This window comes from Aquimarina pacifica (genome assembly GCF_000520955.1).
GTDB lineage: Bacteria > Bacteroidota > Bacteroidia > Flavobacteriales > Flavobacteriaceae > Aquimarina > Aquimarina pacifica.
In genome coordinates this window covers 125,158-143,353 of record NZ_JACC01000020.1, presented here as the reverse complement: position 1 = coordinate 143,353, position 18,196 = coordinate 125,158, and the positions used below count along the sequence as shown (strand labels likewise).

15 protein-coding genes and 1 tRNA gene are annotated in these 18,196 nt (G+C 31.7%); 5 read left to right on the top strand and 11 right to left on the bottom strand.

Annotation, left to right across the window (positions count from 1 at the left end):
- Nucleotides 1–87: 87 nt before the first annotated feature.
- Nucleotides 88–2,127, bottom strand: coding sequence for a glutamine--tRNA ligase/YqeY domain fusion protein (locus DZ60_RS0111610; protein WP_025742238.1), 2,040 nt, complete (start codon nucleotides 2,125–2,127; stop codon nucleotides 88–90).
- A 173-nt stretch (nucleotides 2,128–2,300) separates the two neighbouring features.
- Between DZ60_RS0111610 and folB the strand changes: the two genes are divergently transcribed.
- The gene (folB, locus tag DZ60_RS0111605) at nucleotides 2,301–2,657 is read left to right on the top strand and encodes a dihydroneopterin aldolase (RefSeq protein WP_025742237.1); all 357 of its coding nucleotides are present in this window, start codon (nucleotides 2,301–2,303) and stop codon (nucleotides 2,655–2,657) included.
- Between the two features lie 91 nt (nucleotides 2,658–2,748).
- Nucleotides 2,749–2,819, top strand: a tRNA-Cys gene (locus DZ60_RS0111600).
- Between the two features lie 70 nt (nucleotides 2,820–2,889).
- Here DZ60_RS0111600 and DZ60_RS0111595 read toward each other — a convergent pair.
- The 3 genes from DZ60_RS0111595 to rnr form a co-directional block, all read right to left on the bottom strand.
- The gene (locus DZ60_RS0111595; protein WP_025742236.1) at nucleotides 2,890–3,585 is read right to left on the bottom strand and encodes a LysE family translocator; all 696 of its coding nucleotides are present in this window, start codon (nucleotides 3,583–3,585) and stop codon (nucleotides 2,890–2,892) included.
- Nucleotides 3,586–3,905: 320 nt separating this feature from the next.
- Nucleotides 3,906–4,580 (bottom strand): head GIN domain-containing protein, encoded by a 675-nt coding sequence (locus DZ60_RS0111590; protein ID WP_025742235.1) that lies wholly within the window; start codon nucleotides 4,578–4,580, stop codon nucleotides 3,906–3,908.
- Between the two features lie 79 nt (nucleotides 4,581–4,659).
- Nucleotides 4,660–6,858, bottom strand: coding sequence for a ribonuclease R (gene rnr, locus DZ60_RS0111585; protein WP_025742234.1), 2,199 nt, complete (start codon nucleotides 6,856–6,858; stop codon nucleotides 4,660–4,662).
- Between the two features lie 1,063 nt (nucleotides 6,859–7,921).
- Here rnr and DZ60_RS0111580 point away from each other — a divergent pair.
- Both DZ60_RS0111580 and DZ60_RS0111575 read left to right on the top strand, forming a co-directional pair.
- On the top strand, nucleotides 7,922–8,356 hold the full coding sequence (locus DZ60_RS0111580) for an RpiB/LacA/LacB family sugar-phosphate isomerase (protein WP_025742233.1): 435 nt from the start codon (nucleotides 7,922–7,924) through the stop codon (nucleotides 8,354–8,356).
- Between the two features lie 60 nt (nucleotides 8,357–8,416).
- Complete coding sequence (locus tag DZ60_RS0111575; RefSeq protein ID WP_174407711.1) at nucleotides 8,417–8,860, top strand: GNAT family N-acetyltransferase; 444 nt, start codon at nucleotides 8,417–8,419, stop codon at nucleotides 8,858–8,860.
- 105 nt (nucleotides 8,861–8,965) lie between these two features.
- Here DZ60_RS0111575 and DZ60_RS0111570 read toward each other — a convergent pair whose 3' ends face one another.
- The 7 genes from DZ60_RS0111570 to DZ60_RS0111540 all read right to left on the bottom strand — a co-directional run bounded on the left by DZ60_RS0111570 (nucleotide 8,966) and on the right by DZ60_RS0111540 (nucleotide 16,151).
- Complete coding sequence (locus DZ60_RS0111570) at nucleotides 8,966–10,588, bottom strand: S41 family peptidase (RefSeq protein WP_025742231.1); 1,623 nt, start codon at nucleotides 10,586–10,588, stop codon at nucleotides 8,966–8,968.
- A gap of 62 nt (nucleotides 10,589–10,650) precedes the next feature.
- On the bottom strand, nucleotides 10,651–11,028 hold the full coding sequence (gene rnpA, locus DZ60_RS0111565) for a ribonuclease P protein component (RefSeq protein WP_025742230.1): 378 nt from the start codon (nucleotides 11,026–11,028) through the stop codon (nucleotides 10,651–10,653).
- 55 nt (nucleotides 11,029–11,083) lie between these two features.
- On the bottom strand, nucleotides 11,084–12,919 hold the full coding sequence (locus DZ60_RS0111560) for a M1 family metallopeptidase (RefSeq protein WP_025742229.1): 1,836 nt from the start codon (nucleotides 12,917–12,919) through the stop codon (nucleotides 11,084–11,086).
- Between the two features lie 10 nt (nucleotides 12,920–12,929).
- A complete protein-coding gene (locus tag DZ60_RS0111555; RefSeq protein ID WP_025742228.1) occupies nucleotides 12,930–14,606 on the bottom strand; it encodes a S8 family peptidase in 1,677 nt (558 codons plus the stop codon).
- 13 nt (nucleotides 14,607–14,619) lie between these two features.
- On the bottom strand, nucleotides 14,620–15,480 hold the full coding sequence (locus tag DZ60_RS0111550; protein WP_025742227.1) for an MBL fold metallo-hydrolase: 861 nt from the start codon (nucleotides 15,478–15,480) through the stop codon (nucleotides 14,620–14,622).
- Between the two features lie 41 nt (nucleotides 15,481–15,521).
- Complete coding sequence (locus DZ60_RS0111545) at nucleotides 15,522–15,839, bottom strand: hypothetical protein (RefSeq protein WP_025742226.1); 318 nt, start codon at nucleotides 15,837–15,839, stop codon at nucleotides 15,522–15,524.
- Nucleotides 15,840–15,953: 114 nt separating this feature from the next.
- Nucleotides 15,954–16,151, bottom strand: a complete 198-nt coding sequence (locus tag DZ60_RS0111540; RefSeq protein ID WP_025742225.1) for a universal stress protein — start codon at nucleotides 16,149–16,151, stop codon at nucleotides 15,954–15,956.
- 138 nt (nucleotides 16,152–16,289) lie between these two features.
- Between DZ60_RS0111540 and DZ60_RS0111535 the strand changes: the two genes are divergently transcribed.
- Nucleotides 16,290–18,125 carry a cation:proton antiporter gene (locus DZ60_RS0111535; protein ID WP_025742224.1) on the top strand — a complete coding sequence of 612 codons (1,836 nt, stop codon included), beginning with the start codon at nucleotides 16,290–16,292 and terminating at the stop codon, nucleotides 18,123–18,125.
- Nucleotides 18,126–18,196: the final 71 nt, after the last annotated feature.

Sequence of the window (18,196 nt, the reverse complement as noted above, 5' to 3'; positions counted from 1 at the left end):
ACTTACACAGTTAATGAGATACTACCATATAAAATAAAAAAAGCGATGATTGTAGTCATCGCTTTTTTTAATACTTACCTATCCATATTAAGAGCTGATATGGTACTTAGAAGCCAATTCTTTTGCTTCTGCTACTAGTAATTCATTTTTATCCTCAAGTGCCTTTAGAATAAATTCTTTTGCCTCAGAATTAGGCTCGAGCTCCTTACTTTTTAAAACAACATTTAGCGCGACCATAGTAGCAATACGAGTTCCTGTCTTTTTTACAGCTGTATTGTAAAGAGGAACTAATTCATCTAATTCTACCAATAGCGCTGCTTCTTCAATTTTATTTTTTAATATTTTCCTCTTTTCATCAGGAAGATTTGTGTATTTCTTTCCTGATCTTTTAATCTCATCTATAGGAGCTATTGCAGGTCCTTTATTCTGTGTAGATTTTTTTTCAGTGTTTACAGTCTTAGCTTTTGACCATGTGTCTCTTAACCCTACCGTTTTATTAAATACCAATGCATCCTTTTTACTGTTAAGATCAACATTAAAATACCCCAATCTCTGAAATTGAAACTGATCCAATACTTTGGCATTTTCAAGATATGGTTCAACATATCCTGTAATTACCTTCAACGAGCTAGGATTCAAAAAAGTAGAAAAATCTATATCCTTGTGACCGTCTGGTGATTCATCATTAAATAATCTATCATATATTCTTACTTCTGCAGGAATAGCATGCTGTATACTTACCCAATGTAATGTTCCTTTTACATTACGTTTTGATTCCTCTGTACCACTACCCGATCTACTTTTTGGATCATATGTACAATAAATCTCCGTTATATTTCCACTTTCATCTTTTACAATACGTTCTCCCTTAATAATATATGCATTTTTAAGGCGTACTTCTTTACCTAGTGTTAGTCTAAAAAACTTGTTTCCAGCTTCTTCCTTAAAATCTTCTTTTTCTATAAATAATTCACCAGAAAATGGCACTTTTCTCACTCCAGCAGAATCATCTTCAGGATTATTTTCTGCTTCTAACCATTCCTCTTCTCCTTTTGGATAATTTGATATTATCAACTTAACAGGATCAAGAACAGCCATAACCCTTTGAGCTCTTTTATTTAAATCTTCTCTAATGCAAAATTCTAATAGAGATACATCTATAACATTTTCTCTTTTTGCTACACCAACAGTATCTACAAACTTTCTAATAGATGCTGCAGTATACCCTCTTCTTCTCAAACCGGATATTGTCGGCATTCTTGGATCATCCCAACCAGATACAATTCCTTCTTCTACTAATCTTAGTAGTTTACGCTTACTCATTATAGTATAACTCAAATTAAGCCTCGCAAACTCTCTTTGTTTAGGGCGTATGTCTGTACTATATATCTGATCCAAAAACCAATCATATAACTTTCTATGAGGCTTAAATTCTAAAGAACATAATGAATGAGAAATATGCTCTATATAATCGCTTTCTCCATGAGTCCAGTCATACATAGGATATATACACCAATCATTACCTGTTCTATGGTGTTCTTTTTTCAAAATTCTATACATCAGAGGATCCCTCATTAACATATTAGGATCTGCCATGTCAATTTTTGCTCTTACGACATGTTCTCCTTCATCGAACTCTCCATTCTTCATTCTATTAAAGAGGTCCAAATTTTCATCAACAGTACGATTTCTATAAGGACTATTTTCTCCTGGTTCGGTTGTCGTTCCTTTCTGAACTGCAATTGCTTCTGCCGATTGTGAATCTACATAAGCTTTACCTTCTTTAATTAATAATACAGTCCAATCATATAGTTGTTGAAAATAATCAGAAGAATAGCACTCCTTGTCCCATTGATATCCCAACCAACTTATATCTTCTTTAATAGCATCAACATATTCTTGCTCTTCTTTTGCAGGATTTGTATCATCAAAACGCAAATTTACAGGAGCATTATATTTTAAGCCTAGTCCAAAACTTATACCTATTGCTTTTGTATGACCTATATGAAGGTACCCATTTGGTTCTGGCGGAAATCTAAAACGTAAGTTTTCTACCCCCATTCCATTCGCAAGATCCTCTTCAATAATATGCTCTATAAAATTAAGTGATTTTTTCTCTTCTATCATTGTATATAAAATGTAATACAAAACTACTAAATTTCTAATCTTGCTAAACAACCAATGTTTATTTTTGTAGATATAATTAGCAAATCATAGTAGAAAATAATTTTAAGGAAATAAAAAGGGGTATTCTCCCCCATACAGTTCAAAAAGATTATTTATACCTTTACAAAAAAAATGTGGGACTTATAAAACTAAAAAACATCAAGGTATATGCATATCATGGATGTCTAGTTGAGGAAAAAAAAATTGGATCAGATTATAGAATTGATCTAAAAATCAAAGCAGATTTATCGTCTTCTGCCCTATCTGATCGTTTATCAGAAACTGTTGATTATGTACATCTTAATCATATTGTAAAAGAAGAAATGGCTATTCGTTCTAAGTTATTAGAACATGCTGCAGAACGAATATTAGTAAGAATATTAGCCGAAATACCTTTGGTAGATAAAGCGACGGTAGATGTTTCTAAAATTAATCCCCCGATAGGCGGAAATGTAGAAATGGTAACCATCAGCAGAAGTAAAAAAAGATAGTTGAAATACGTTAAAATTGTGAGAATATTATTTTAATGTAAAATGATTCAAAAAGTAACCATAAATTTTTTTACATTTGCCAATAATTAAGGGTGTCGTGGCCGAGCGGCTAGGCAGTGGTCTGCAACACCATCTACAGCGGTTCGAATCCGCTCGACACCTCAAAAAATCCTGTATTATTTACAGGATTTTTTTATTGGTCTAGTATTTAATTATTTAAACCCATTTATCTCTACCTAAAACGGGTTTCTGGAGTTATTTTTTCTATTTCGTTTTGTATTCTTTCCTCCATTCTATCAGGAAGAATCCCTTTCACAATAAGAAATACTCCGAATACAACCATTATAATACTTATTACTTTTTTGATTATATACGTTCTTTTGGGTGTTAACTTTCTTTTTAAACGTTTAGCGAGTATCATTTTACAAACATCGACTAATAAATAAGTCACTAATACAATACTAAAAAAATACATAATTCTATGTGTATTCATATCCAATTGAGGTCCTATTACGATAATTACACTCAACCAAAACCCAAGAACTCCAATATTTATAAAATTGAGTAAAAAACCCTTTATAAACAACTTAAGATAATTATGTTTATTAATAATTTCTACCGAGGTATCTCTTAATTTATTATAATTTTTTCGCTCCTGAATAAAAGAAATAATACCATAAGTAGATAATAATACACCACCAAAAATAAACAAAGCAGGATCATCCTTTATTTTCTCTAAAATTTGATTAGTACTAAAATAAGCTATGAAAATGAAAACTATATCAGCAAAAATAACTCCCAAATCAACAGCTAATGCAGCCCTAAAACCTTTTATAGCAGCTGTCTCTAATAAAACAAAAAAAACAGGCCCTATTAAAAAGGATAATAAGAGACCTAAAGGTATTGCTGCCTGAGCATCTTGAAGCATAATGCGTATAGTGATTTATAACAAAGTTATAATAATTGAAATTGAACTAATTAATTTTTTTAAAATAAATGAAGAATTCCTTTTGATAAAGTATAATTCCTAATCATTCTTCTTTAAAATAATACAAAACAAAGATTTTTAGAAAATAGAAGAGATAAATGAAGAAAATGAATTTTTAGAAATTCAATCTAGTGTTAAAGAAACAAAAAAAAGATTTTTAGAAAATTTTGATAAAAGTATATTTGTTACTGATTAAGATGAATTAGTACTCCCTATTTTTAAAATTAGGTACAGAAACTTATAACACAATAAGAATTATACTAATTAACTTCGATTATTTTTCCTCCTAAAAATTTCTGAGTATCCATTTCTTTGGGATTTCCAAAAATTCTTATTATTCCCCCTGCATTGGTATTTGCTTTTACATATTCTCGTGCATGTATTTCTGCAGTACCTCCGGCACTAATCTTTACTTGCGTTTCTTTTGTTTTTACATTACTAGCGTAATATTGACCACCAGATGTAATATTAACCTGTTGATTCTGTACAACTCCTTCTAATTCTATCTTCCCTCCAGTAATGGCTTTTACAGTCATGAACTCACCCTCTACTTTTGCAGAAATGCTTGCACCTTCTTGAGTTCTTAGATCTAAATTATTACTGCGAATTATATCGTTTCCTATCACACTCGCTCCTTCATTTGCATCTATTTTTTGAATCTCTTTGTAATAGACAATAACCCGAGTATTATTAGCGTCCCACAGATTGTCTAATGACATTCGTATTTTAAGAAGATTACCATCTTGCAATACATTTACTTCTCTTCTTTTAATACCAAGGATTTCTACTTTATTTTCTTTAGATTGTATTAAAGTAACCTGTATTTTATCAAACACTTTTAGTTCATCAAAACTATGAACATTCTTGATAATACTATCTTGTGCATGACAAAAGACCATGAATAAAACAAGAATAGAGAATACAATTTTTTTCATTTGTTTATAGAATTAAAATAACTAATCAATTAAGATGAGTAAGATATTGTGTAATTAAATAAACGATAAATAGTTCTTATTATTCTATTTCATTTTTACTTCCTAATAATTTAAAATCAAGATGTCTTTTGACAAGATCTGCATTTTTTACTTTTACATATACTTCATCTCCTAACTGATATGTTTTTTTCGTACGCTCTCCTACAACGGCATATTCGTCTTGATCAAAAACGTAATGATCATCATCAATATCCCTAAGACGAATCATTCCTTCACACTTATTTGAAATTATTTCAACATAGATTCCCCATTCGGTAACACCAGAAATAACACCCAAAAATTGTTCATTTTCATGATCCTTCATAAATTTTATTTGCATAAACTTAATAGAATCACGCTCTGCACTAGCAGCCAGGTTTTCCATACTACTGCTATGACTACATTTTTCTTCATACTCTTCTTCTGCAACAGACTTTCCTTTATCCAGATAATGTTGCAATAATCTATGTGCCATTACATCTGGATATCTACGTATCGGCGAAGTAAAATGAGAATAATAATCAAACGCAAGGCCATAATGACCAATATTGGCAGTTGTATATTCTGCTTTACTCATGCTACGTATAGCTAGTGTATCTACCAAATTTTGTTCTTTCTTACCTTGTACATCTTTTAAGAGACCGTTTAAAGATGCTGTGGTCGTTTTACGATCTCTCAAGTCTAGTTTATAGCCAAACCTTCCTATTACATTTTGTAACGCAGCCAATTTTTCATCATTAGGTTCATCATGCACTCGATATATAAATGTCTTTTTTGGATTTTGCTTTCCGATGAATTCTGCGACCTTTTTATTAGCTAACAGCATAAATTCCTCAATAAGTTTATTAGCGTCCTTAGAAGTCTTAAAAAATACACCTACCGGTTCGTTATTATCATTTAAATTAAATTTTACTTCTACCTTATCAAAAGAAATAGCACCTTGACCCATACGTTGCTTTCTCATTATTTTAGCCAAAGCATTAAGTTTAAGAACTGCCTCTACAATCTTAGGATCTGCTTTATATTCTTTTCCTGTAAGTGAAATAGCTTCAGGAATTATTGCATCTCCACTTTCGATAATATGTTGTGCTTCTTCATATGCAAATCTTGCATCAGAATATGTTGCTGTTCTACCAAACCATTGATTTTGTATTTGTGCGTTATCATCTAATTCAAATACAGCAGAAAAAGTATATTTTTCCTCGTTAGGCCTTAATGAACAGGCATTATTTGACAATACTTCTGGTAGCATTGGTACTACTCTATCTACCAAATATACTGATGTTGCTCGTTCATAAGCCTCATCATCAAGAACAGTACCTGGAGTAACGTAATGAGATACATCTGCTATATGAATACCTACTTCATAATTTCCATTTTCAAGAATTTCAAATGATAGAGCATCATCAAAATCTTTAGCATCTTTAGGATCAATTGTAAACGTAAGTGTCTTTCTCATATCCCTACGATTCTTAACCTCAGATTCTTGTATAGAGGTATCTAAGTCATTTGCATACGCCTCAACTTCTTCGGGAAACTCATAGGGTAGGCCATACTGTGCCAAAATTGAATGAATTTCTGTATTATGTTCACCTGGTTTACCAAGTACTTTAATAACTGTACCAAAAGGAGAGTCTGCATTCTCAGGCCACTCATCTAATGTAACTAATACCTTATCACCATCTTCTGCATTTCCTATTTTATTTTTTGCCACAAAAATATCAGTATACATTCTAGAATCTTGCATATTGACAAAGGCATATTTTTTCTGAATTTCTATAACTCCTACGAACTCAGATTTTTTGCGAGTAATAATTCTTGTAATCTCTCCTTCATTTTTTCCTCTTCGTCTACGACGATAAACATACACTTCTACTTCATCCCCATGTAATGCCTTATTTAAGTTATTACTAGGTATAAAAATATCTTCTTCTAAATCTTTTACAACAACATAGCCTGTTCCTTTAGATGTAATTTCTAAAAAACCGGTGTATGTATTAATATTTGGTATGATTTTAAACTTTCCTCGTTCTACTTCTTCAATTTGCTTTTTTGCTGCTAATTGAGAAAGTGTTTTAATAATTTGATTGCGACTACTCGGATCATCTACTCCAAATTTTGAAGCGATTTGCTTATAATTAAAACTTTTATTGGACTCGGATTTTAGTATTTTGAGTATTCCTTGGGTGATATTTTCTATTTTGGGTGATTTTTTTCTTCTACTTCTCTTTCTTTTCATTAATATCTATTTATTTGGGCTAAAAATACAGTTTATCTTTTAACCTTCATGATTTAAAGTGTAAACTTTTATTAATCAATGATTTATGAATTTTGTCTAACGTTTAGTATAGCTAACAATTGTAAATCAGTACTTTAAATAATTTAAATTAAACAAGAACTGTATTTTTTCTTAAAATTTACTTAATTTTTATATACTACACCTACTTTTTATTCGTTTATCTTACCATACTGACATGAATAAAATCAAAAAAATACATAAAATTATATTTTTTTTTATCCTAATATTTGTATTGGGTATCTATTTCTTCTCTGTTTCGATTAACTCTACAATTAATAAGAAAAAAGAAATAAAAGAAGAGTACGTAACAAAGGATTCATCACTCTTTTTAATTTCAATAACGAAAGAATCTAAACTTTAAGATACTTTTTAACTCTAACTTTTACAAAAAGTAAATTTTTGATTCATTTTCCCTGACCAATAATCAAATCTCAGAACCATAGATGAAACTAAAAAATAAGTACTAAAAGTAGTTATAAACATATATATAATACATTTCTTTTCTTTCTTTAAATTTTAAAAAAAATAATGATGATTATAATGTAGTGTGAATAGCGGTATATCTTTTTTATATTTTGTTTGCTTTTTAAGTTAAAATGAATTTTCATAATGATATAAACAGGATATGAATACTATAATACTTTGATTATCTTAGTAGATAAATAATTTAATTAACAGTTGTTAATAGATAATAATCACATTATATTTTTAATATTTTTGGTAAAAAGTAGTAGTTTATAACTATCATATTGTACTTGAAAACTTGGCTAGAAAAACTGGGGTTATAATTTTGATTTCTAATATGAATGTTTGTATTGAAATAAAAATTTATACTTCCAAAAATAGTTCTTGAATTTTAAGAACTATTTATCCACATCATATGTTAACAGAAGGCTGTGAGTTATTAACATTGGGGTAATATTGAGTTAAATTATTGGTTTTTTGGAGTTTACTTTTTTGAGATTAAACTACCTTTGTCTAAACAAATGAAATAAATAAACAAATGAAAATAGCTATCGGAAACGATCATGCCGGAACAGAATATAAATTTGCAGTTATAAAATATTTGGAGTCTATAGATATTGATATTACAAATTATGGTACTAATGAAAATAGTAGTGTAGATTATCCAGATTTTGTTCACCCTGTAGCTAAAGATGTGGATACTGAAAAAGTATCTTTTGGAATTTTGATTTGTGGAAGCGGAAATGGTGTTGCTATGACTGCTAACAAATATAAAAATGTACGAGCAGGTCTTTGTTGGACAAAAGAAATTACAGAACTTACCAGATTGCATAATAATGCAAATATTTTATGTATTCCTGCAAGATTTACCTCACAACCACAAGCTCTAGAAATGGTAAAAACATTTTTAGATACTAAGTTTGAAGCTGGAAGACATTTGGATAGAGTTCATAAAATTCCAATATGTATATAGTTTATATAGATATTCTAATATTCTTAATGTAATCTGTTACAATCAGGTGAAATTGAAAAAATGGACATACTATTTACCGTTAAATCTTTTGATGAATTAACTACACTAGAATTGTATAAAATTCTGCGCTTACGCGCAGAAGTATTTGTCGTAGAACAAGATTGTGTTTATCAAGACGTAGATGATAAAGATCAAAAGGCATTACATGTAATAGGTTTCAAAAACAAGGAAATTGTAGCGTACACAAGAATTTTTAAAGCAGGTGATTATTTCGAAGATGCAAGTATCGGTAGAGTAGTTGTGTCAGAGGAACAAAGAAAATTCGGATACGGTCATGATTTAATAAGAGCAAGTATACAAGCTGTAGAAGAACATTTTAATGTAAATAATATTAAAATATCAGCCCAAACACACCTTAAGAATTTTTATGAGAAACACCTTTTTAAACAAGTAGGAGAGGGGTATCTCGAAGATGGAATTCCTCACATTGCCATGAAGAGGTAAGATCTTGTTCATTTAAAATATAGGAACAAGTATATAGTGTTTTGTCTAAAAAATTAAAATCAGGAGTAGGATTACCCAATTAATTGGTTTTTCCTTTTTTATCCGTTATTTTAAAATACTCTCATATTTGCTTTTATTATTTAAGATTTCTTGACTTTTTGCAATTTCGGGATTATGTGTAACGTAGTAATTATATAAACCTTCTCTGTAGAAATATCGCTTTATAATTTCGTCAGTTAATAAGGCAACAATTTCGTTTTTATGAATATCCAAAGCCTTTTGCTTTGAAGTGTTGATAGAAGCAATTAATGTCTTGTATGTTTCTTCAATTTCTGCATCAAACTTTTCTCTTTTAGCAACTTCTAGGGACTTTTTAAAAGATTTTTCGGTTTCAGTTTCAAAATTGAAATCGCTTTGTTTTACAAATTTTTTAAAATCTTGGTAATCATCATTAGTAAAATTAAAGTCACTAGAATTATTCAATTGATGAGAGTAATAATATTTGGTGCTGTACTCAAATATGGCATTTGATTTTAATAAAGCGGTTGTAATTTTGCTAAATTTTGATGTTTCTAGCTCAATATCTGGTTGGATCCCTCCCCCATCATATACTGTTCTTCCATTTTTAGTTTTAAAAGCTTTAAAATCTTGTTCATCAATTCTTACCGCTTTATTGTCCTTATCTCTGTTCCAGTAATCGAGTGCTTGTATACACCTACCACTTGGTGTATAATACCTAGAAATTGTAATTTTAAGCTGTGTTCCGTAGGTTAATTTTTTTGGGCGCTGTACCAATCCTTTACCAAAACTTCTAGCACCGATAACAACACCTCTATCAAGATCTTGAATACTACCTGCTACAATTTCGCTTGCAGAGGCACTTCGTCCATTAACTAACACAACTAATGGGATTTGTATATCAACAGGCTCTTTCTTTGTGGTATATGATTTATTATATTTTTTTACAACTGATTTGGTAGTAGTGATTAATTCTCCTTTTGGAACAAAAATATTGGTAACGTTAATTGCCTCACTTAATAATCCTCCTGGGTTTCCTCGTAGGTCAAGAATAATTTTAGTAGCTCCTTTGGCTTTTACATCTTTTAATGCAGCAATGGTTTCACTAGAGGCTTTATTGTTAAACTTGGATAATACAATATATCCTGTATTATCATCTAGTACGGTGTAAAAAGGTACTGCATCAACCTCTATTTCTTCCCGTTCTAGTATCGTTTTTTTTGTTTCTCCTTGTCTGTTATAGGTGATATCCACTTTGGTTCCACTGGCTCCTTTAAGAAGCTCTCCTGCATCATCTTTAAAATCTGAAACCTTGATATCACCAATTTGTATGATTTCATCTCCAGCTCTCAGACCAGCTTTATCTGCAGGATAGTCTTTATAGGGTTCAATAATAATAATTTTATCTTTAATGGTTTTTATAGAAGCACCTATGCCTGTATATTCTCCTGCATTTCTAATTTTTGAAGCCTCTACGTCTTGTTCATTCCAATATTTGGTATAAGGATCCAGATCGTCTAACATCGCCTTGATAGCAGTATCCATTAACTCCGCAGGATTTGTTTCATCAACATAGTTCATGTTTAATTCTTTAAACATCGTAGTAAAAATTTCTACCTGTTTGGCAATTTCAAAAAAATCTGACTTAAAACTTACTGTAGAAAGTAATAGAACAACTGCAATTATTGGATAGACGATTCTTTTCTTCATGCGTACTATTTTTAACTATTGATAAATCAGTTTAATAAAAAGGACAATTTATCTTTTTATTATTATTTTAAACCTATGTTTTGTGCTACGAATTTTTGTAGAACCTCTTTTATCTTAGATTCTACTTGAGCATATTTGGGCATTTCTTTTCCCGAATATAAAAACATAAAAGTGAATTGATGAGTAGTGTTGGGTACAAGATACTTATTTTTTCTATAACCTTCACGCAATAAACGTTTTATAGCATTGCGGTCTACTGCTTTTTTAAAATTACGTTTTGGCACAGAAACACCAGTTCTTAAAGTGATATTTTCTTTAAAAACAGATTTCTTGTAGATCAGCCGAATTGGATATCTAGAGATAGAGGCGCCCTCTGCAAAAAGGAAGTCAATTTCTTTTTTGCTTTTGAGTCGTTCTTTTTTATTAAAAGTTGATTTCATAAATCAATAAATATAAATGGGTGTAAAATCAACTTTTTAGAATTAAGTTATTTTCTTATTTTGTATAACCATCATTGCTTGGATTGATATCTGCCAGTACGTTTGTTATATCTATTTTTACTGATTTTATTTCAGATTTAGGTTTAGATATATTGATTGTATACGTGGGATTTGTCCAAGGCCAATCAGACATAATAGTTCTATTCATAGAAGGAATAGGGTTTTCTTTTTGACCTCTCATCATTCTAAGAGGGATATAAAATGATTCTACTACACTGTCGGTATATTCTACATATACATCAATTGGCATTGGCATTTGGCCAATACGCTCTAGTATAATATTTGTTGTTGTATTACTGTTTTCTTCTACATCTTTTATAGCATAATCGATCGTATTTGTTGTTTGTGTCCAATCGGTCAAATACCAATCTAATTGTATTGAAGATATTTTTTCGGCTACTCTTTTGAAATCATTGGGAGTAGGGTGTTTAAATTTCCATTCTTTATAATATCTTTTTATAGTTTTAGCCAGATTATCTTCGCCAATAATATATCCAAGTTGTGCAAGAAATACGGCTCCTTTTCCGTAGGCAGAAGCACCATAAGCAAAATTATGAGCGTAATGATCAGCATGTGTTGTTTGTGGTTGTTCTATTCCCGAAATTGCTAATTGATAATAAGTCTTATAAGATCCTCGTAATGAATTTGGATTGTTTTGTATCATTACTTCATTCATTGCAAGTGTAGAAATATAAGTTGTAAACCCTTCATCCATCCATTCGTGTTTGGCTTCATTAGTTGCTAGAATATGTTGAAACCATGCATGTGCCATTTCATGTGCGGTAACACCAACAAGACTATTAAAATTTCTTTCTCCGGTTATTAGTGTACACATGGCGTACTCCATACCACCATCTCCACCTTGTAAAATAGAATATTGTTCATAAGGATATTTACCTATTTTGTCACTAAAATATCGCATTAATTCTACTGCTTTGGGTTGAAGATCTTTCCAGTTATCAATAATTTCTTTATTGTTTTTATATAGGAAATGTAATGTTGGACCATCTGGCATGGTTATTACGTCATGCATATATTCTGGATCTGCTGCCCAAGCAAAATCATGTACATTAGGTGCTTTAAAATGCCAGGATAGTTTTTTTCCTTTTGGTTTGACAACTGTGGTACCGGGTTTTTCATAACCATGCCCAATTTCTTGCGCATTTTGAAGATATCCTGTACCCCCTACAACATACTCTTTATCTATAGTAATGGTTACGTCAAAATCGCCCCAAACCCCATGAAATTCTCTTGCAATATAAGGGTGTGCATGCCAACCCTCGAAGTCATATTCTGCAATTTTGGGATACCATTGCGTCATAGACAGCGCGATGCCCTCGGCACTATTTCGTCCAGATCGACGAATTTGTTTAGGAACCTGACCTTTAAAATTCATTTCAAAAGTAGTCTTTTTTCCTGGTGGGATAGGCGAGTGTAGTTTTACTTCTAAAACTGTTCCGGCTGTTTTATGTTCAATAGCTTTTCCGTCTTGAGACAAGGAAGAAACATTCAGGTATCCAGTTTCTTCAGGACTAAGTTTGCTGATTTTATATCCAATTTTTGGGTCTGGATCAGGAATGTTTTGAGAATGAATATCCATTTCGCTTCCTGGTTGAAATGCATTAAAATATAAATGATAAAACACTTGATATAAAGTGTCTGGTGAATTATTAGTGTATACCAATTCTTGTGTCCCTTCATATTGAAAGTTTTCCACATTCATATCCACATCCATAGTATACGCTACTTTTTGCTGCCAATAGGAAGTATTATTCTGCGCATTTACACAATAAATCCCTGCAAAAAGAACGAAAGCAATTTTCTTAAACATAACATATAAATTATTTAGCCAACTGCTCTGCCATAATTAGAGCATTATATAGGTTGACCATTTTTCCTGATTTAGATATTTCTGAGAAATTTTTTATTGTTGATATCTCATCACCAACATTGACTGTTGCTTTAACGGGTAATCCACTATCCATAAGTATTCGTTTTACTTGTGAGGCTTTTAAAGCGGGATAATAGGATCTTATTAAAGCAGCAACACCTGATACAGCTGGCGCAGCCATAGAGGTTCCTTCTAGATGCTTATATTTATTATTTGGTGCTGTTGACCATATTTTTACTCCAGGAGCAAAGGCATCTACATTATTTTTTCCGTAATTAGAAAAGCTAGCGATAAGACTAGAACCGTACTCATAATTTAATGCGCCAATAGTAATAAAATTATCGGATATTTCTGATTCAAGACCCGTTTGGTCGTTAGGGTATACTACAGTTGTATCAAGGTCTTTAGATTCGTTACCTGCAGCATTTACAATAAGTACATCTTTTGAGGACGCATAAATAATGGCTTCTCTTACCCATCCAGGGTGGGTACTAAAATATTTACCAAAACTTGTATTGATTACAGTAGCACCATTGTCTACGGCATATCGTATAGCTAAAGCGATATCTTTATCATATTCATCTCCATTAGGCACGGCTCTTATAGTCATTATTTTTACATTTTGAGCGACCCCATTCATTCCTTTTCCATTGTTTCTCTCGGCAGCTATGGTACCAGCAACATGAGTCCCATGCAGAATTCCTTTTTTTTCGGGATTTGGCCCCATTACCTTGTTATTTCCATACTTTGTGTCAGTGATGTCATCAACATTATCTCCTACAGGTGTTCTACCATCAAAATCAACATTAAGATTATAATTTAAGCTTTCTGTAAAATGTTCAACTCCTTCAGTTAGATTTTCTATAAAATCTTTAATGGTATCTCCTGGGTCCATAAACCCAAACATTTGGGATAAGAAAGCAACATTTTGCTGCATATCTAATGTTTTAGCTTCTATTTGTAACAGTTCTTCTTGGGAGTAGTCTTCTTTTTTTAATACTTCTACGACAGCATTATGCGATATTTTGGATTGTTGCAAAATTTGTTCGTATTGCATTTTTTGTCCTGCAGTTTCCTGAAATTCTTTTTCATATTCTGCCTTGGCCATGATATAACTTTGATATTCGTCTCTATCATTTTCTGCAACAGAGGCAAGGTTTTTGCCAGCATATTTTGGGCCTAATTTTTTGATAATTCGTACGAATTCTAAGTTTTCATCTTCAGCATCTCCTAGAAAATTCCACCCATAGATATCATCAATATATCCGTTCTTATCATCGTCTATACCGTTTCCTTTAATTTCTTTTGTATTTACCCAAAGTACATCGTCTAGGTCTTCATGCTCTATATCAACACCACTGTCGATAACTCCTACAATAACAGGTTGACCTTTTTTGTTTTTAATAATTTCTTTATAGGCCCGCTCTACGCTCATCCCGGGAACTGTATCCTTGATCAAATCCAAAGTACCCCAAATCTCTAGTTGTTTATCTGTAAGTTCAATATTTTTGAGAGGGATCTCGTCAATATTTTTTATCGGAGTAGAAATTAGGGCAGGAGTACCACAGCTTGCGACTAAAAATGAGGCTGCAATTGCAGTGAGTATTTTATTTGAGGATAAAATCATTTGATTTTTTGTTTTAATTAAATAGTTCATTACACGTAAAAACTTCTTTGAGACGTACACCTTTTTCGGTATGTTGTACAGTTATTATTTCGTTATGTGCATCATGTTCTAGAAATAAGTACCATCCATTGGTGGCAGCATTTTCCAAAAATATCTTTTTTTCATCTAATGTCAAAAGTGGTCGCGTATCATACCCCATAACATATGGTAGAGGTATATGACCAACTGTTGGCAATAAATCCGCCATAAAAACAATGGTTTTATTTTTATATTCTATATGCGGAATCATTTGCTTTTCTGTATGTCCATCAACAAATAGTAGGCCAAAACCCAATTCAGAGTTTTGTTGAAATGACTCCCCGGTTCTTGAGACAAAGTGTAGATGCCCACTTTCTTCAATTGGCATAATATTTTCTTTGAGAAACGAAGCTTTTTCTCTGGCATTTGGGGTTACAGCCCATTGCCAATGTTCTTCATTGCTCCAGATCTTTGCATTTTTGAACGCGAGTTCATACCCGGTTCGGGTGTCATTCCATTGTATGATCCCTCCACAATGATCAAAATGAAGGTGCGTTATAAACACATCGGTAATATCATCTCTATGAAACCCTTTTTCTTTTAAAGAAAGATCAATACTATCATTTCCCCAAGGGCTATAATAGCTAAAGAATTTTTCGGATTGTTTAGTACCCATGCCCGAATCGATAAGGATGAGTCTATTACCGTCTTCAATAAGCAAGCATCTAGCTGCAATATCAATTAGGTTTTTTTCGTCTGCGGGATTTGTTTTATTCCATAATACTTTTGGGACAACACCAAACATAGCACCACCATCAAGCTTAAAACTTCCCGATTTTATGGGATATAGGTTCATAGGTTATAAAAATCTTTGCAAAATAGAAAAAATGACAAGGATCAGGATTTAATTTTTGGACTTTTTAACATTATTTCATCATATTCAATCGAAGAAATTATTTTTTCAAGACGAGTTCCATAATCTAACAGTTTTTTAATTTCTTTAATACTCGCCAATCGCTCCTTACGCAACAGCAATAATGAGTTACCATTACACTCAATGTGATAATACGTATTATTTTCAAAAAACAAGACTAATTCATCAGTAAAAAAGATTTTAATTCTTTCTGGTGATTCTCCCAAAAGAAAAAAGCAGTTAGAAAAATCAGGACACCCTTCGATATCAATATCCTTAAAACCTGCAAAATTTATATACAAACTGTAAAAGTCCTTCTTTATCTAATGTAAATTTAGGAATATTCTTTTTAAGCTGAGTGGTAAGGATAGAGGCTCTTACTAGAGACCCGGCAATAAATTCACCCTCAGAAAACTCTACATCAAAAACTTTGAAATTAGCGGTTTAATTTTTTCTTCTTGAGTGGCGGTCTTTTCTCCTACATGAACTATAATTAGTTTAGAATCAAAAAAGTCGGCCATTCTCATGGCCTCAAAAATGTTGTTCTTGAGATTGGGAGAAAATCCTACTCCAATAAGAACGGTACTAATTTTTTGATTGTTTAAGTTTCGCAATATAGCGTTCTATTAAAGATGGTTTATGGGGCGAAGAATATGGACTAAATTTTTTGAACATAAAAAATAACGCATATTTCTAATGTAGTTTTTAAAAAAGTAAGCATATTCTTGTATATATTTGAGTAAAGGTACACTATGATAGAACTATCAGGAATCATTATATTAGGAATTTTGGCACAGTGGGTTGCCTGGAAATTTAAAATACCCGCAATTTTACCTTTAATATTAATAGGGCTTCTTGTAGGTCCTTTAGCTACTTTGTATACCGAAGATGGTGCTAAACTTATACAGCCAATTTGGAATGGAGAAAAAGGATTTTTTCCCGGAGAAAGCTTGTTTTACTTCGTTTCTCTCGCTATTAGCATTATTCTTTTTGAGGGTGGTCTTACTTTGAGACGTAATGAGATTTTTAACGTAGGTCCAGTAATAATTAAGTTAATCACTATTGCTGTAGTGATTACTTTTTTTGGTGCGGGATTTGCCGCTCATTTTATTTTTGACCTTAGTTGGCCTATTTCTTTTTTATTTTCTTCTTTAATTATTGTTACGGGGCCAACAGTGATTACTCCTATTTTAAGGAATATACCACTTAAGAAAGATGTCTCGGCAGTATTAAAATGGGAAGGGATTTTAATTGACCCCATAGGAGCATTGGTCGCAGTATTAGTATTTGAGTTTATAAGAGCAGGAGGGGGAGAAGAATTCACGTTTACTGCTCTAATCGAGTTCGCAAAAATAGTGTTATTTGGTTTTACTTTTGGTTTTACTTTTGCTCATGGATTGGCTTTTTCACTTAAAAAGAAAATCATACCACATTATCTTCTTAACGTAGTTACTCTGGCTACTGTACTCGGTGTATTTGTTTTATCAGATGCCTTTGCTCATGAGTCGGGCTTATTATCTGTTGTGGTCATGGGGATGGTTCTAGGAAATATAAACCTGCCAAACATCGATGAGATCTTATATTTTAAGGAATCATTGAGTGTGCTTTTGATTTCGATATTATTTATTTTATTATCGGCGAATATAAATATAGAGGATTTGAAGTTGATTTATAATTGGAAAGCTGTTACCTTATTTTTATGTATTGTTTTTCTTGTTCGTCCATTAGGTGTATTTCTGAGTTCTATACGATCCGGACTCAAAATCAATGAAAAACTTTTTATTAGTTGGGTGGGACCAAGAGGAATTGTAGCTGCAGGGATCGCATCTCTTTTTGGATTAAAATTAGAGAAAGAGGGAGTGTCTGGAGCAGAATATATTACTCCGTTGGTCTTCATGATTGTATTAGGGACAGTATTGCTTAATGCCACCACTGCACGTATTTTTGCTAAATTAGTAGGTGTTTTTCTTAAAAAATCTGAAGGGATTTTGATTATTGGTGCTTCAAAAATCTCGAGATTAATTGCTGCTTATATTAAAAATAACAATCGACATGTAGTATTGGTTGATAGTAATAAGGAAAATATCAAAAAAGCTAAAAATTTAGGGTTAGAAGCCGTCGAAGGCAATATCTATGGTGAACAACTCAAAAACAATATAGAACTTAGCGATATAGGATATCTTATGGCTTTAACAGGAAATAGTGATATCAACAAATATGCAATTAATAAGTTTAGAGATCAATTTGGAGAGCATGGATCTTTTAGATTAATCACTTCTGAAGAAATGCGGGATCCTGAAAATAATCCTCAAGAAGGACTGTTTTCTCATACCGATGACTACCAATCTCTAATAGAACTTGCCGAAAAATACCCGGGAATTCAAGAAATAAAGATTATGAATCAAAAACATTATCAAACCCTTATCGAATTAACTAATAGTGACAAAGAGATTATTCCTCTATTTATAAAAGACGCACATAAAAATATTAGGATTATATCATCATATAGCAAAGAAATAGAAGAAATAGACGAAGGCAGTTTTTTAGCTTATATAGGTAAACCTATTGATATAGAGGAAGTAAAATAAAGATTATTTTAGTACGTTATCTGTTTTAGAATGGCGTAAAATATTAAAAAGTCGTTAATTTTCTTATTTTT